General features: G+C 44.3%; 14 protein-coding genes. 7 read left to right on the forward strand and 7 right to left on the reverse strand.

Annotation, left to right across the window (positions count from 1 at the left end; genetic code table 11):
• Positions 1 to 205 precede the first annotated feature (205 nt).
• Positions 206 to 1,006 (reverse strand): GntR family transcriptional regulator, encoded by an 801-nt coding sequence (locus M1L62_RS02710; protein WP_254411463.1) that lies wholly within the window; start codon positions 1,004 to 1,006, stop codon positions 206 to 208.
• 473 nt (positions 1,007 to 1,479) lie between these two features.
• Here M1L62_RS02710 and M1L62_RS02715 point away from each other — a divergent pair, with 473 nt between their 5' ends.
• The 5 genes from M1L62_RS02715 to M1L62_RS02735 are packed head-to-tail and all read left to right on the forward strand — an operon-like array spanning position 1,480 to position 10,046.
• Positions 1,480 to 4,587, forward strand: coding sequence for a glycoside hydrolase family 92 protein (locus M1L62_RS02715; RefSeq protein WP_254411464.1), 3,108 nt, complete (start codon positions 1,480 to 1,482; stop codon positions 4,585 to 4,587).
• 57 nt (positions 4,588 to 4,644) lie between these two features.
• Positions 4,645 to 5,952, forward strand: coding sequence for a glucosidase family protein (locus tag M1L62_RS02720; RefSeq protein WP_254411465.1), 1,308 nt, complete (start codon positions 4,645 to 4,647; stop codon positions 5,950 to 5,952).
• 1 nt (position 5,953) lies between these two features.
• On the forward strand, positions 5,954 to 6,892 hold the full coding sequence (locus M1L62_RS02725; protein WP_254411466.1) for an ROK family protein: 939 nt from the start codon (positions 5,954 to 5,956) through the stop codon (positions 6,890 to 6,892).
• 20 nt (positions 6,893 to 6,912) lie between these two features.
• On the forward strand, positions 6,913 to 8,694 hold the full coding sequence (locus M1L62_RS02730; protein ID WP_254411467.1) for a class I mannose-6-phosphate isomerase: 1,782 nt from the start codon (positions 6,913 to 6,915) through the stop codon (positions 8,692 to 8,694).
• 2 nt (positions 8,695 to 8,696) lie between these two features.
• Positions 8,697 to 10,046, forward strand: a complete 1,350-nt coding sequence (locus M1L62_RS02735) for a sugar porter family MFS transporter (RefSeq protein WP_254411468.1) — start codon at positions 8,697 to 8,699, stop codon at positions 10,044 to 10,046.
• A gap of 57 nt (positions 10,047 to 10,103) precedes the next feature.
• Here the strand turns inward: M1L62_RS02735 and M1L62_RS02740 are convergent, their stop codons facing one another.
• The 6 genes from M1L62_RS02740 to M1L62_RS02765 all read right to left on the reverse strand — a co-directional run bounded on the left by M1L62_RS02740 (position 10,104) and on the right by M1L62_RS02765 (position 13,226).
• Positions 10,104 to 10,556: an SRPBCC family protein gene (locus M1L62_RS02740; protein ID WP_254411469.1), complete on the reverse strand. Its 453-nt coding sequence runs from the start codon at positions 10,554 to 10,556 to the stop codon at positions 10,104 to 10,106.
• Between the two features lie 188 nt (positions 10,557 to 10,744).
• Positions 10,745 to 10,999 carry a hypothetical protein gene (locus M1L62_RS02745; protein WP_254411470.1) on the reverse strand — a complete coding sequence of 85 codons (255 nt, stop codon included), beginning with the start codon at positions 10,997 to 10,999 and terminating at the stop codon, positions 10,745 to 10,747.
• A gap of 79 nt (positions 11,000 to 11,078) precedes the next feature.
• Positions 11,079 to 11,648 (reverse strand): 2'-5' RNA ligase family protein, encoded by a 570-nt coding sequence (locus M1L62_RS02750; protein WP_254411471.1) that lies wholly within the window; start codon positions 11,646 to 11,648, stop codon positions 11,079 to 11,081.
• A 138-nt stretch (positions 11,649 to 11,786) separates the two neighbouring features.
• Complete coding sequence (locus M1L62_RS02755) at positions 11,787 to 12,164, reverse strand: DoxX family protein (protein WP_254411472.1); 378 nt, start codon at positions 12,162 to 12,164, stop codon at positions 11,787 to 11,789.
• Between the two features lie 78 nt (positions 12,165 to 12,242).
• A complete protein-coding gene (locus tag M1L62_RS02760) occupies positions 12,243 to 12,647 on the reverse strand; it encodes a VOC family protein (protein WP_254411473.1) in 405 nt (134 codons plus the stop codon).
• Positions 12,648 to 12,695: 48 nt separating this feature from the next.
• A complete protein-coding gene (locus tag M1L62_RS02765) occupies positions 12,696 to 13,226 on the reverse strand; it encodes an SRPBCC family protein (RefSeq protein ID WP_254411474.1) in 531 nt (176 codons plus the stop codon).
• 511 nt (positions 13,227 to 13,737) lie between these two features.
• Here M1L62_RS02765 and M1L62_RS02770 point away from each other — a divergent pair.
• Positions 13,738 to 14,847 (forward strand): sensor histidine kinase, encoded by a 1,110-nt coding sequence (locus tag M1L62_RS02770; RefSeq protein WP_254411475.1) that lies wholly within the window; start codon positions 13,738 to 13,740, stop codon positions 14,845 to 14,847.
• Positions 14,844 to 15,566, forward strand: coding sequence for a LytR/AlgR family response regulator transcription factor (locus M1L62_RS02775; protein ID WP_254411476.1), 723 nt, complete (start codon positions 14,844 to 14,846; stop codon positions 15,564 to 15,566). Before M1L62_RS02770 ends, M1L62_RS02775 begins: the two co-directional genes overlap by 4 nt.
• Positions 15,567 to 15,760: the final 194 nt, after the last annotated feature.

Consider the following 15,760-nt stretch of genomic DNA (forward strand, 5'->3'; position numbering starts at 1 on the left):
TGACTAGTTTAGCATTTATTTTGAAATTTTGAAGCGGGCGAACTCCGGTAAAACCGGCGAGCGAATTAGTATTCTCATTTGTAATTAAAAGATTATAATCCTCCAATCCATGTACATATGTTCATACATGATCAACAGCAAACTTTTATCCGCCTAAGTAAATAAGCCGATTGACGTCTTTATAGATAAGGATTAAAATGCAAGCCTACGCTATGTCAAGTGCATACGTAAAGCGGTCCGCCAAAGCATAGGTCCAACCCATTGCGACCGCAACGAGACGGGCTATATCAATAGCATAAGTAAAGCGATCTGCCCGGTAGTAACCAAGGTTATACTCAATAAGCCTGTCGCCAGGATCACAAACAATTCTTTTACGTAATAAAACCGGATCCCCTGGCTTCATGTGTAAAATCTCAGCCAGCTTTTCGTCAGCCAGCGTAGCGCTGATTTCTTCTTTTGAAACGGCAACCACCGTATGATGATCACGTTCCAGCATTTCATACAACGGTTTGGAAAAATCCTCCTCACCTGTAAGACCAACACGCGGATGGAAATAGGATACAAAATGTACAATTGGTCCCAGGTCCAGTCCCCGCAGCCTTTCCAGCTTAAATACTTTCGTACTTTGGCTGACATTAAAAAGCCCGGAAACTTCTTCACCAGCCTCTACCCATTCCGTTTTCACATCGTAATTTCTAAACGAAACACCCTTTTCATGCATCTCATGCGTGAAACTCGACCACTTATTCAATTTCGTGGTAATGTTGTTCTTTGAAACTTTTGTCCCGACACCTTTTTTGCGCGTCAAAAGTTCCTCATGAACCAGCTTGTTTAAGGCCTGTCTGACTGTGTTTCTGGAAATGCCAAGTCTTTTGGCGATATCAACTTCGTTAGGGAAAAGTTTTCCATTTTGATATTCAGGATCACCAATCAGTCGCCTTAATATTTCCTCTACCTGAACATGCAGGGGAAGCGGACTTTCATGATTAATACTAAATATTTCCATGTTTGCTCTTACTATGTTTATACATATGAACAATCAAAGTTGAAAATAATTATTTTAACAGAAAAATTATTTTACCACTATTTTGAGAAAAAGTGGTAAATTTTAATCTGGAAAGCGGCAAAAAATTTCATAACACAAATATTACCAACCAGTTACGACAGAGCACAATTCAGGCACATTAAAAAATGAATTTTCCCTAATACCACTGCCGGGCATAGCTCGCCAAATCACTATTGCTAAAACGGTTTATTTTAACGAGAACATATCATCTCTAAAAAGTTTATCGAAATTTAAGAAAACTAAAAATAGAAATTATTACATTTGCCAAACAATATGTACATACATACCAACATAGTAATTTATATGTTCCTATTGCATACCTGATGATTCCCGATAAAGCGGCCTGATAAGCATACTTAAATCAAACTTTTCCGATGTTAAACAGACTATTCCTACCCTTTATATTTTTATCAATGATCAGCCCGATTGCCTATAGTCAGCAAAAGACTATATGGCAAATCGGCGAAAACGACAACTCGCCAAAAGGAATGGCGCTGGCTCCGGATCAATTCAGACGTTTCGTCGAAAATGATTTCGGATATGAAGATAAATTTTTTCTGGTCGGACATTCAAAGGTCGAACAGGATTGGCCTTACGTACTTCCTGGTCCTGTGAACGGATGGGGCGGCACGGGTAATACAGCCGGAATTCGTTCTCACTTTTTGACTGTCCTTTTTGACATAAAAGAAAAGCCTGCGCCCGGCAACTGGCAGCTTTTGGTGGATGTTCTGGAAACAGATTCGCTGGCGGCACCTTTCGTAAAAATTCTGGTGAATGGGAAATCCTGGGAATTTCAGCTGAAAAAAGGCTCGGGGTACAAGGATCCCGACAAGTTTTCTGCCAATCCGAAGGAACAACTGATGAAAATAGAACTTCCATCCGAACTGATAAAAACAGGAACCAACGAAATCGTCATAACATCCCTTCAGGGTGGCTGGCTGGCATTCGACCAGATAAAACTGGAAGGCCCGGCGAAAACAGAACTTGCTCTGCCAGGCGATGTACTGGTCAGGAATGTCAAAGCGGCCGATTATGAAATCACAAAATCCGGTAAATTATTCCAACCGCTGCTTGTTGACCTATCGTACATCAAAGGCCGTCCAAATGTTCAGGTTAAACTGGACGGGCAGGTTATTCTTAACCAGATCCTTGAACAGGGCCGGTACGTACTCGAAGCACCGATGCCTGCTATTTCTCAAACTAAATCCGGTAATTATGAAGTACTTATCAATAATATTCCGGTCAGAAAGGGTATCGTACAGCGTGCGAAAATGAATTTGAAAACACCGGCAGGGTATGTCAATACCATGATGGGTGCCGGACATTCGCGATGGATGATCGCGCCGGGGCCATGGATGCCTTTTGGTATGGTGAAACTTAGTCCCGATAATCAGAACAATGGCTGGCAGGCCGGTTATGACCCTACTTTTGAATCCATCGGTACGTTCAGCCACATCCACGAATGGACGATGACCGGACTCGGGATTTTCCCAACCAGCGGACCACTGGAGATCAAAATGGGGGATCAGAATAACCCGGATGGTGGCTATCGTTCGCGCATTGACAAGAGCTCCGAGCAGGCGCCGCTGGGTTATTACAAAGTCAACCTGACGGATAATAACATCACAGCCGAACTGACCGCCACCACACGCGCTTCATTTCAAAAATACACCTATCATAACAGTGACCAGGGTCGTGTGATGGTTGATTTCCAAATTCCGACTGAGTACGGTTATAAAATCAAAAACATCAAAATAGACAAAATAAGTGACCATCGGATTGAGGGTTACAGCGACCAATTGTCGACCAACGTGTGGTCGGGAGGTATTGATCAACAGTATAAAATTCACTTTGTAATCGAGTTTGATCAGCCCATCAAAAATTATGGTGTATGGCTGAATGATGAAGTACGGAAAAATACCAACTTACTGGCTGACAGCGCCAAAAATGCAGGTATTTATCTTGAATTTGACACAAAAACAAATAAGGTTGTTCAGGTAAGATCCGGTATTTCGTATGTCAGCCTGGAAAATGCCGCGTTGAACTTAAAAACAGAAATCGCTGATCCGTTTGGCTGGAACTTTAACCATGTTAGAAAAAACCAGGAAAAAGTATGGAACGATTTACTTGGCCGGGTAGCCATCACCAGCAATGATCAGCGTGAAAAGGAAAGATTTTACACCAACATGTACCGGTCACTGGCCAGCAGAAATACGTTCAGCGATGTCGACGGAAGCTGGCGGGACGCGGATGAAAAGATCAACAAGTTTCAAAACAAGGATGATGTTGCCCTGGGCTGTGATGCTTTCTGGAACACGTTCTGGAATCTGAATCAGTTTTGGAATCTGGTCACACCGGAGTGGTCGAACCGCTGGGTGAAGTCGCAACTAGCCATGTACGACCGCAACGGATGGCTGGCAAAAGGTCCCGCTGGCATGGAGTATATCCCTGTAATGGTGGCCGAACATGAAATTCCGCTCATCGTTGGCGCTTACCAAATGGGCATCAGAGGTTATGATGTAAACAAGGCATACGAGGCAGTCAGAAAAATGCAAACCACGCCGGCAGTGAATGTTGGCGGCGGACGGGCAGGCAACGAGGATCTGGTAACCTATCTGAAACACAAGTATGTACCGTTTGATCAGGGCCGTTTTTCCAACTCGCTGGAATACAGCTTTGATGATTACACCGTGTCACAATTTGCCAGGGCTTTAGGCAAAAAAGAAGATTATCAGCTTTTCAAAGACAGAGGCAACTGGTGGAAAAATGTAATTGACCCTACCACTGGTTTTGCCCGCATGAAGGATGCCAAAGGAAACTGGCTTGCCGATTTTGATCCGTTTAAATCAGGTGCGAACCATCATTACGTGGAAGGAAATGCCTGGCAATTAACCTTTTTCGTACCTCAGGATGTACCCGGACTGGCTAAAACAATCGGAGAAGGTGAATTTATAAAAAGACTCGACTGGGGCTTTGATGAAAGCGAAAAATGGCGTTACAACGGCCCTAACGATCAATATTGGGATTACCCGGTTGTGCAGGGAAACCAGCAGTCGATGCATTTTGCCTTTCTTTTCAACTGGGTAAAAAAACCATGGTTAACACAAAAGTGGAGCCGGTCGATTGTGGACCGCTATTACGGGCACGAAGTTTCCAACGCTTATCTGGGTGATGAAGATCAGGGGCAAATGAGTGCCTGGTTTGTCATGAATGCCCTCGGGCTTTTCCAAACCGACGGCGGAACGCGCCTTAACCCGGTTTATGAGATCGGGAGCCCGTTGTTTGAAAAATCCGTCATTGACCTGGGACAGCAATTTGGTCGTGGCAAAACCTTCACCATTGAAGCAAAAAACACTTCCCGGAAAAATGTTTACGTACAAAGTGCCAAACTAAACGGCAAACCCCTAAACAACTTCTGGTTTAATGCCTCGGATCTTTTGAAAGGCGGCTCTTTGATTCTGGAAATGGGCCCACAGCCCAATATGAACTGGGGCATCGGGACACTTCCTTCCAACGAATAATTAACATTTGACACAGCATCAGAACCACTGCGTCAGAAAACTAAACCCATAAAATTCATGAAACATATCATCCCGATTATTGCCCTTTCCACTACCCTGCTGGCTTGCGGCCCGAAAAATACGTCAAACGAAAAAGAAGAAAAAAGCGCAGGCATTTATCAACAGGACAGCACGTTACGTTTTGTAAAATCGCAGGCACTGGAAGTAGTCAAAACCGGTTTCAACGCAGGTGACGGCTATGGCGAAGTGTGGATCCGGGATTACAATACCTTCATCACGCTTTCTGCGGAAGCCCACAAGCCCGAAGTGCTGAAAGAAAACCTGCGTGTTTTTTTCAGATTGCAGGGCAGTGACGGAAATATTGTCGACGGCTTTATTCCTGCTCAAAAAGCAAAGGAATCAAAAGTAGGTTATGACTATATTTTCAACGAGCTGGAACCCAACTACGCCGGACATAAAAATACCGTCGAAACGGACCAGGAATCTTCACTGGTACAGGCCGTTGCCCGGTATATCACCCTCAGTGGAGACACCGCTTTTTTAAGTGAAAAAGTCGGAACCAAAACCATAGCCCAACGGCTTGACTGGTCAATGGAATTCCTGATGAATGAGCGTTATGACAAAAAACACGGCCTGATATGGGGTGCAACCACAGCCGATTGGGGCGATGTGCAGCCAGAACATGACTGGGGCGTTTATCTGACCAAAGACACGCATTTAGCTATCGATATCTACGACAATGCCATGTTCCTGATTGCCCTCGACAGACTTATGGAGCTGATTCCGGCAAAAAAAGCAAAATGGCAACCGATCCGCGAGGCCATTGCAAGCAATACCATGAAACACCTCTGGGATGAAAAAAATCAAAAATTCATTCCGCACGTGTATCTCAACGGGTCACCTTTTCCGGCCAGTCTGAATGAAAATGAGATTTATTACCATGGCGGCACTGCGGTTGCCATTGAGGCAAATCTGCTGAGCAAGGAGCAAATCAAGGTTTCACTGGATAAAATGATTGATAATGTAAAACGTTCAGGTGCCGGCACGATTGGTCTGACACTTTATCCTACCTATCCGGAAGGCAGTTTCAAGAATAAGGGAATGTATCCTTATGGTTATCAAAATGGTGGAGACTGGACCTGGTTTGGCGGAAGAATGATCAAGCAGCTTTATTTGAACGGCTTCAAAAAAGAGGCTTATGAACAGCTGAAACCGATGCTCAAAAGGGTGATCGATAACAAGGGATTTTACGAGTGGTATACGGTTGACAACAAACCAAAGGGCTCAGGTACCTTCCGCGGTGAAGCGGGTGTATTGTATGACGCCATTGTACTATTTGAAAAAGATGATTTGAAACAGGAATAACATGGCACAGAAGACAGTGATGGCGATTGATCTCGGTGGCACCCGGATCAAGATGGGGCTGGTAAGCGATTCGGAGATTCTTTTTTCAACGGAAATGGATGCACAAGCCGGCAATGGGTTACAAGAGCGCCTCCCCGAGATTGAAAAAAACATGAATGGCTTGCTGGAAAAGGCTTCGTTATCGGCTTTGGACATAGCAGGACTTGGCATTGCCATCCCGGGCATCATTGATTCGGTCAATAATAAAATACTGACGATCAATGACAAGTACAACGACGCTCCCGGCATAGACCTCAACGATTGGGCACGTAAAACCTGGAACCTTCCCCTATATCTTGAAAATGATACCAGGGCGGCCATGTTGGGCGAATGGAAATATGGAAAGGGCCGCGGCTACGACAATGCAGTGCTCATGAACCTGGGAACCGGCATCGGTACCTCTGCCGTAATCGAGGGGAAAATCCTGCGGGGCAAACATTTCCAGGCGGGTATTCTTGGCGGACATTTCATTGTCAACGTGAAGGGCGATCAATGCAACTGTGGAAATTACGGCTGCGCAGAAGCGGAAGCCTCAACGTGGAATCTTCCGGAAATTTTGAAAAAATACCCTCAGCATGCCGACAGCCTGCTTTTTAGTCAGTCAAAAATTGACTTTAAAACGATATTTCAACTGGCTGATGCCAACGATCCTCTTGCGCTTCTCGTACGTAACGAATGTCTGGAAATCTGGGCAGCCTGCGCATTGAATCTTGTCAATGCCTACGATCCCGAAATATTGATATTAGGCGGTGGCATCATGGCAAGCCGTGACATCATCCTGCCACATATCGAACAAAAAGTGAATCAGAATGGCTGGGCCGTCTGGGGGAAAGTCATCGTTACGGAAGCATCACTTATCAATACCGCCGCGCTTGTAGGCGTTGGCAGTCTCGTCATTTAATTTATTTAACTCACTCCATTTTGAAAACGTCAAATTTTAACAAATTCCCACAGGTCAGCGTCACAGGACACGCCTGTACAACCGGCTGGACTGATATATCTTCCATTATAAAAGATCGGATCAAAGCAATTTCAGCGCCAAAGACTGTCATCGTACTGGACACATATCATGGCGTTTATATCAATGAAATATTGGATAACATCCGCATCGGGCAGACAGACACTTCCGTTTTTGACGTTTCAAAAGCACTGCTGAATCCCGATAAACTCGAAGCGCTTGTTGAGCCGTTTGTAACAGACGATCCCGTTTTTGGTTTTATCACCACACTGGATATCGCAGATTTTTTTGATCCTGAAAAAGTGGCCGCCATGCAGGAGGAAATCAATGCTGTAAAAGAAGGAGCCGTGCTCGTTGCTGGTATCGGGGCATCACTTTTTGCGCCCAAAGCGGATGTGCTTATGTATGCTGACATGCCCCGTTGGGAAATTCAGCTTCGTTTCCGGAACAACAGTATCAGCAACCTGGGCGCCGACAATGCAGCAGATCCGTTTTCTTATCAGTACAAAAGAAGCTTTTTTGTAGACTGGAAGGTCTGTGATAAACACAAGCAGACACTTATGGATCGTTGGGATTTTGTGCTGGACACAACCATCCCAAACAACCCCAAAATGGTTTCAGGAAAAGCCATTTCTGATGCGCTTGAAAAAACAATTCAGCAACCCTTCCGCGTTGCACCGTTTTTTGATCCGGGGCCCTGGGGTGGACAGTGGCTTAAAGAAGTGGTTGATCTGGACCGCTCGGCTCAGAATTATGCCTGGGGATTTGATTGCGTCCCGGAAGAAAACAGTCTGATCTTTGATTTTGAAGGAATCTCTTTTGAAATCCCATCCATTAACCTGGTTTTCAGACACCCGGTTTCGCTATTGGGAAAAGATGTTTTTGATGCTTTCGGTGCCGAGTTTCCGATACGTTTTGATTTCCTCGATACCATGGAAGGAGGCAACCTGAGCTTGCAGGTACATCCGCTTCATGACTACATCAAAGAAAAGTTCGGTATGGGATATACGCAGAACGAAAGTTATTATTTTCTGGATGCCAAGGACGACACTTTCGTCTATCTGGGCCTGAAAGAAAATATCAATTCCGAAAAAATGATTGAAGCCCTTGAAGTGGCTCAGGAAGGGGGCTCGGACTTTGATGCTGAAAAGTACGTTGAAAAATGGCCGGTCAAAAAACACGACCACGTGCTGATCCCTGCCGGAACCGTTCACTGCTCGGGAGCCGACACCGTTGTACTGGAAATAAGTGCAACACCGTTCATCTTCACTTTCAAATTATGGGACTGGGGCAGAATGGGACTCGACGGAAAACCGCGACCTATATCCCTCGAACACGGCAAGAAAAATATCCAGTGGGACAGAACTGCGCAATGGACCGGGGAACATCTGGTCGGTCAGGTAGCTGAAATGGCAAGCGGTGATGGCTGGCGCGAAGAACGCACCGGGCTGGATGCACAGTCGTTTATCGAAACCAGGAGGCATTGGTTCAGCAAAAAAGTAGCACATCATACCGATGGGATTGTCAATGTACTGAATCTGATCGCAGGCCGGGAAGCCGTTGTGGAAAGCCCGGACGGAGCCTTCGCGCCGTTCATCGTCCACTTTGCCGAAACATTTATTATTCCTGCATCGGTTGGCGCCTACACCATTACGCCGCATGGCGAAAGCGCTGGGCAGGAATGTGCAACCATCAAGGCCTATATCCGAACCGACAATCTCAAAGAAGATTATAAAATTAATTAGCCATGGAAAATCAGGGAAGTACCTTGTTTGTTTATAAAATCACGCTGGTAGCAGCCGTGGGTGGTTTATTGTTTGGATATGACACCGCGGTGATTGCGGGGGCGATCGGATTTTTACAAATCAAATTCGATCTCTCTCCTTCCATGGTTGGCTGGGTTGCTTCCTGCGCATTGATCGGATGTATCTTCGGAGCACTTTTTGCCGGTGCCCTGAGCGACTGGGTCGGCCGGAAAAAAGTATTGATCCTGTCCGCAATTTTATTTGGTATATCATCCCTGGGCATAGCCGTTCCATCGGACTTAAACTGGTTTGTATTTTTCAGAATCATCGGCGGACTCGGCATTGGCATTGCGTCCATGCTGGCACCGATGTATATCACGGAAATCGCGCCGGCTGACAAACGTGGCCGCCTGGTTTCCATTAACCAGCTGGGAATCGTCACCGGAATTTTGCTGATCTATTTCGTTAACGCCGAAATTGCGGGTTTATATGACGAAAGCTGGAATGTCGAAACAGGCTGGCGATGGATGTTCGGCTCGGGCATTATTCCTTCTGTAATCTTTTTAGTCCTTCTGTTTTTTGTGCCTGAGAGTCCGCGCTGGCTCGCCAAACAGGGACGCAATGAAGAAGCCCTTGTTATCCTGACCAAAATTAACGGACCCGAACAGGCGGCCCTCGAACTGATTGAAATCAACCAGGGTATTTTCGCTGAATCGGTTTCATTCATGGAAATTTTTAAACCCGGAATCAGAAAAGCTTTGATTGTCGGTGTCATTCTGGCCATGTTTTCACAAATCACGGGTATTAACGCCATCATGTACTACGCCCCGGAAATTTTCAAATCCACTGGCGATGGTTCCGATTCCGCCTTGTTACAAACCATTCTGGTGGGTGTTGTCAATTTTCTGTTTACGATTGTAGCCATCAAATACGTCGATAAGGTAGGGCGGAAAGGCCTGCTACTCGCCGGATCGGCGGGGATGACCATTTGCCTCGCACTCATCGGCGGTGCTTTTTTTCTCGACCTCGCCAAGGGTTATCTTGTCCTTATCTCGATTTTGGCCTACATCGCATTCTTTGCACTTTCACTTGGCCCGCTGACGTTTGTGGTCATTGCAGAAATTTTCCCGAACCGCACACGCGGACTAGCCATGTCGGTCTGTGTTTTTGCATTATGGGTTTTCGTATTTATCGTTTCCCAGTGTTTCCCGATTCTGCTTGAAGCCATCGGAAACGCGTACACTTTCTGGATTTTCATGCTGATGTCACTCGGCGCGTTCATCTTTGTGTGGAAGTTTATTCCTGAGACCAAGGAAAAAACACTGGAAGAAATGGAGCAATTATGGTTATAGTCAGCAACTGATTTTTGGGACAGCGCGTTTTTCTTAACTGCAAAACGCGCTGTTTTTTTATTTCCCCTCAGCCAGGTTCTTCACCTTTTGCAGGGCTTTTACCCAAGCTGCCGACATCTCCTCATAATATTCTGGCGCCATGTTACATTCAATTTCAAGATAAGTCCCGCCATCCCGTTCCGAAATATGATACGTTTCCCGGCCACCTTTCACCTCTTTTGCCAGCTCGCTTTCATAATCTTCTTCACCGTTCGTCACCACGCCGGTGTACTCTACGGAAAGCTTTTCGTTAGGCTGATTAACAATCACCTCGGCCACCAATCCGCTTTTGCTATTGTCGGTAAAAATTGCTTTGCTACCCACTTTCCAATCCGTTTTCGCATGCGATCCTTCGCCGAATTCGGCATACCAAAGACGGATATAAGGATCTGTAAACAACACATCCCAGACTTTCTCCTTGGGAGCATTGATCAGAACAGACTGCCGGATTAAATCTTTTTTCGTTTCCATAACAATTTGAATTTAAACGGTGTAACGATTTAATTTTGAATAGAAAAAGAATGCCACGAATAGGTGGCCATGGTATTTTATAAATTACAAAAGTACAGCGGGAGGAAAATCAGGGGAGAATAGTTTATTTACTTATGGTTACAAAATTTATAGATATATCTTGCCTGTCTTCCTGACAAGCCCGTCTATTAGTGGGTCAGAACGGTATTTTCAAAAGCCTGGTTATTCTCTTCCAGAATTTCTGCGGCAAAACCTGCTTCCACCAGCAGATCGATAATCAAACCAGCCTGAATAATGTCTGTTTTGCAGCACACGCGTAATATTTTATCGCAATCGTCCAGATCAAAGTTGGCGTCGTAACCTTTGAACGTATTGCTGATCAACGTGATCAGTTTGTTAGCTTCCTCCTGGTACGTAACGTTAGTTTTAAAAACTTCTACCATAATTCGTCAGTGTTAGTAGGCATACGTTATATTGATCATGCGCTCACAGAAGTCTCATCAATATAACATTTTCAATATGTCAATCTTCCAGATTGATTATTCTAACCAGCTCATACGGCCCTTCATCCCCAAGCATTCTTCTCAAAACCGTAACCTGCTCGCAGTCAAACTCTCCATAATATTCAAAATCTGATAAACTCGGCTCAATGAGCTCCATTTTCCCAACCGGTATCCCGCGGGCAACGGTCAGATGCGGATTCAGTTTTTCCTTTTTATAAGGAAAAGTTTTTTGCATCGTCAAATGAAGGTCCTGTATATGTTCCGAGTTTTCGACTTTAATGTACATCGTCCGATCATAATTTTCACGTCCAAAAAACGCAACACCTTCCAGTTTCACCCGGAAAGATTTGATCCCGGAAAGCTCCCGAAGCATCTTTTTGATTACCACATCACTATCTCCGGCATGAAGGAAGTAATATAGCGAGATGTGCGGAACCGAGTTAAGTACGTTTTTTGACAAACCAACAAGCTGATGAAGTTTTGCTCTAACCAGGCGAATGTCCTTCTCCACCGCCTTGGACGAGATTACGAGCAGGTATTCGTAGGTTATTGCAGCAAATAAACTCATCTGATTATTATCCTTTTTCATAGCATGTTGGTTTTAACTTTTGAAATTTCAGACAATTTAGCATTTTTTCTCAATCCGAAAATGTTCTGATTCTTGAAAAATTACTAAACTGTCGTCCTTATACGAAATAAGCCGGTTCCAACTCCAAAAAAGACATAATTATTTAACAACCAGCATCGAAGTATAATTTTTTCTATAATAGTATGCCAGGAATAAATTACCGGCCAGCATAAATATCGCCACCGGAAGGCCTTCCGGCGCCAAAAACAGATGCACCAGAAATATGTTGATGGTAATTGGAAAAATGACAACGGTTGCCAGCGGAACAAAAAAGCCAAGCACGAGGGCAATCCCGGCAATCAGCTCAACACTCTTTAAAAAGGGCATAAAATAGCCTGATGCGGCCAGTCCCTCATTAAAGGTTTTCATGTTGCCGGTAAGTTCCGGCGTTGGCATAAGTTTAAAAAGCACCACAATGGCTGAAAACACAAACATCAGCCCCATCAAAACGCGAACGATAATTACTGCAATTTTCATGATTTTTAACGATTGAATTAGTGGATAAAAGCGCCGGAAGATATCCGGCGCCTCTGTTAGACGCGTTATGCTTTATTTTTAACCCTGAACAGCTGCCGGATCCATCCACATCACTTCCCACAAGTGACCGTCGATATCCTCAAATCCGTGACCATACATATAACCGTGATCCTGTTTGTCATTGGGCGCAGCACCACCGGCAGCAAGTGCACGGCTTACCATTTCATCTACTTCCGTACGGCTCTCCGCAGAAAGACAAATGATGGCTTCTGTCGTTTTGGTGGCATCGGCGATTTCTTTCTTCGTAAAGTTTTTGAAAAACGGCTCAATTAGAAGCATAACAAAAATGTCTTCGCTGATCACCATACACGTCGCATTTTCGTTGGTAAACTGTGCGTTGAACGAAAACCCGAGTTTTGTGAAGAAAGCTACACTTTTGTCCAGATCTTTCACCGGCAGATTTACAAAAATTTTAGTTGCCATAATACTCATTTTTAGGTTTAGATAATTAGATAGTAAAAAGTAGTTATTTTATTTTTCAAGATTATTTTTCAAATTGATAAGGCTGGCTTCCAGGTCTTTCCCCAGCAAACTATCGATAAAGAGATTCGTGATATTCATTGGATATTTGCTCTCGCCAACCATCGTCCAGGTTACCCGGGTTTGGCCTTCGGTCGCGGGCCTGGTCGTTAATTTTGTGTGTGCAATACCTTCGAAAGGTTTGATAAAACGTATTTCCAGATCCAGCTCGCTCCCCCCATCTATTTTTGTGATCTCCTGCTCACCCTTTCCCGCCTTGTCATTTCCGTCCCAGGCATACACAAAACCCACAGTCCCGTCTGTTCCCCTAAAATCCTTTTTCATATTCGGGTCCATCATCACCCACTTATTATAACTGTCCTGATTTTTTATGAACTTGACATAATCAAAAACCTCGGCAGTTGGTTTACTGATTGTGATCTCCCGTTCAATGGTATATTCTTTTTTAACGAACAAGGCAACGATCAGAACCAGCCCGATGATAGCTACAATTCCGAGTAAGATTATTTTGAGGATATTCATTGTTTAATTGTTTAGGTGGTGAGTGATGATACAAATGTACTGCCTATAATTAAGTCCAACGGGGGGCAAACACGGCAATTTAAGGGGTTGATTGCGCCATTCTCGCACCGAAAATCTGCCTCAGTTCATTTCATATTTTTCTGAATGGTCAACATTATTTCTCCTTCCGCTCAGTATTAACCCATGCCCATTACAACCGCCGCCTGGATAACTTTTCCACCAAACAGTTCAGCAATGCAATGTTCCGCCATACTTTAAAGACTATTGGACGTTAAGTAAGAACCTGTACAACATAACAATATCCTCTGATTTTTTCCTTTATTTATACAACAAATTTAATGCCATTCGCCCGATCCAGGCACCTCTAAAAAATAGTATGCACGTTGGAGCGTGTGACACTGAGGAAAATCAGAGTTGAATAAGCATGTAGTTCGTCGACACCATTGCTCTTTTCGTCGACGAATACTCACCAGCGAACAGACCGAATGACGCTTTTAATTATCTTTGATCTATGAAGTTTAACGCCCCTCTGATTCTGAAATTAAGATCTGAAAGATTCATTCAGCACGGTGCATTCTGGATTGTTGTGTTATTGATCCTGGCCACGATCTACGGTGTCGGATTGCCCGGATATTGGTTTGCGGTCCGGATGATACTGATCTTCATGCCGCTGCATATGCTGTATTTTTATATCGTAGCCTATGTCGGCATGCCCCGGTATTTATTCACCGGACAGTATGTAAAGTTCTGTATTTTTCTGATCATCAGCATATTTCTGGCGGCGTTTTGTTTCCGGCTACTGGAAATCCTTTGGGCAGACCCGATGATTTACAAAGCAATCAGAAAACAGGATAAGACATTTGTCTGGCATAAACTGGACGGCACATTTACTGAGCAGCTACTTAAATACACATACATCATAAACGCTTTCGAACAGGCAAATTTTGTCGTTTGGATTGCAGTTGCCATAAAATTTTTCAAAATGTGGTACGAAAAACAACAAGCTGCGCTGGAAGCAGAACTCATTTTACTGAAAGGGCAGCTGCACCCGCATTTCCTTTTTAACACACTCAACAATCTCTACGCGCTGACATTATGCCAGTCGCCGCGCTCACCTTCCGTGGTGATCGGCCTGTCGGAAATCCTGCGTTACATGCTGTACGAGGCCAATGCCGATGTCGTTGATCTGAAAAGAGATATCGAAATTGTGGAGAATTATATTGCGCTGGAAAAGATCCGTTATGAAGAACGCCTCGATCTTAATTTCAGCATCAAAGGGATGGAACCCGACCACCGGATTGTACCGCTTCTTATACTTCCGCTTGTTGAAAATGCTTTCAAACACGGTACCAGCGAAAAGATCGGGGAAGCCTGGATCAGTATGGATTTGCAGGTACGTAACGATAACCTGAAATTTAAAATATCAAACAGCAAGCCGGACCAGCCGGCCAAACCTGATCGGGAGAAAAATCATTCGAGTATCGGCCTTGCCAACGTCAGAAAGCGGCTCGAAATTCTATATCCTTCTGCACATCAGCTCAGGATTCTGGAAGAAGAAGATATTTTTGCTGTAATTTTGGAAATAAATCTGGATAAACGACTGAAAATCGGGGAGATATGAAACTGAAAACAATTTTGGTAGACGATGAACCGCATGCCATCGAAATATTGGTAAAATACCTCGAAAATTTTAGTGAGATTGAAGTCGTTGCCAAGTGCGGAAATGCGATCCAGGCGTTTCAGACTTTACAGCAGCAAAAAGTTGACCTGATGTTTCTGGATATAAAAATGCCCGGACTGAAAGGAACCGATTTGCTCAGAAGCCTCAAAAACCCACCAAAGGTTATTTTCACCACAGCTTACCAGGATTATGCCGTGGAAGGTTTTGACCTGAACGCCATCGATTATCTTCTCAAACCGGTTCCGTTCGACAGGTTTCTGCGCGCGATGGATAAAGTGTTTACCATTTTTGAACTGGGTAACAGGCAGATCAGTATCGCTGAAAAACCGGCGTTCAATAATAAAGATGTTTTTCTTTATTTGAAGGTAGACCGGAAAATGGTCAAGGTTAACGTCAATGAAATCTTCTGGATTGAAAGCCTGCGGGATTATATAAAAGTGGTTTTGAAAGACAAAGTCCTGATTTCCAAACAGAAAATCAGCATGCTTGAAGAGCTGCTGCCCGAAGACGATTTTATCAGAATTCACCGTTCTTTTATCGTTTCTGTTGCCAAAATAGAGGGTTATCATTCGCATGCCGTGGATATCGCAGGAAAAGAACTTCCAATTGGCCGCAACTACAAGAGCGATTGTCAGCGCCGCTTCAAGATGGTTTATTAACTTTTACCCGCAACGGAACCGTCCTGAATCTATGCGTTGAAGACCCGGAAATTGTAAATTTTCTGAGTTGCCGCCAATTTCCCCTTTGCTGCTTTTTCTAAATAGTAAGGACATAGGTACCAATAACTTGAACGAATCTGCCTTCCCAAGCGTCAAATGCCTCCCACCGACATATGAAACACCTTTGTCGCCGT

Origin of the sequence: Dyadobacter diqingensis, from assembly GCF_024220585.1 — a bacterium.
In the GTDB taxonomy this organism is placed as follows: domain Bacteria; phylum Bacteroidota; class Bacteroidia; order Cytophagales; family Spirosomataceae; genus Dyadobacter; species Dyadobacter diqingensis.

Excerpts from the sequence above, each read along its gene's own strand:
- M1L62_RS02720 (WP_254411465.1), top strand. The coding sequence starts at position 4,645 with ATGAAACATATCATCCCGATTATTGCCCTTTCCACTACCCTGCTGGCT.
- M1L62_RS02715 (WP_254411464.1), top strand. The coding sequence starts at position 1,480 with ATGATCAGCCCGATTGCCTATAGTCAGCAAAAGACTATATGGCAAATC.
- M1L62_RS02735 (WP_254411468.1), top strand. The coding sequence starts at position 8,697 with ATGGAAAATCAGGGAAGTACCTTGTTTGTTTATAAAATCACGCTGGTA.
- M1L62_RS02765 (WP_254411474.1), bottom strand. The coding sequence starts at position 13,226 with ATGAATATCCTCAAAATAATCTTACTCGGAATTGTAGCTATCATCGGG.
- M1L62_RS02745 (WP_254411470.1), bottom strand. The coding sequence starts at position 10,999 with ATGGTAGAAGTTTTTAAAACTAACGTTACGTACCAGGAGGAAGCTAAC.
- M1L62_RS02740 (WP_254411469.1), bottom strand. The coding sequence starts at position 10,556 with ATGGAAACGAAAAAAGATTTAATCCGGCAGTCTGTTCTGATCAATGCT.
- M1L62_RS02725 (WP_254411466.1), top strand. The coding sequence starts at position 5,954 with ATGGCACAGAAGACAGTGATGGCGATTGATCTCGGTGGCACCCGGATC.
- M1L62_RS02775 (WP_254411476.1), top strand. The coding sequence starts at position 14,844 with ATGAAACTGAAAACAATTTTGGTAGACGATGAACCGCATGCCATCGAA.
- M1L62_RS02760 (WP_254411473.1), bottom strand. The coding sequence starts at position 12,647 with ATGGCAACTAAAATTTTTGTAAATCTGCCGGTGAAAGATCTGGACAAA.
- M1L62_RS02770 (WP_254411475.1), top strand. The coding sequence starts at position 13,738 with ATGAAGTTTAACGCCCCTCTGATTCTGAAATTAAGATCTGAAAGATTC.
- M1L62_RS02750 (WP_254411471.1), bottom strand. The coding sequence starts at position 11,648 with ATGAAAAAGGATAATAATCAGATGAGTTTATTTGCTGCAATAACCTAC.
- M1L62_RS02755 (WP_254411472.1), bottom strand. The coding sequence starts at position 12,164 with ATGAAAATTGCAGTAATTATCGTTCGCGTTTTGATGGGGCTGATGTTT.
- M1L62_RS02710 (WP_254411463.1), bottom strand. The coding sequence starts at position 1,006 with ATGGAAATATTTAGTATTAATCATGAAAGTCCGCTTCCCCTGCATGTT.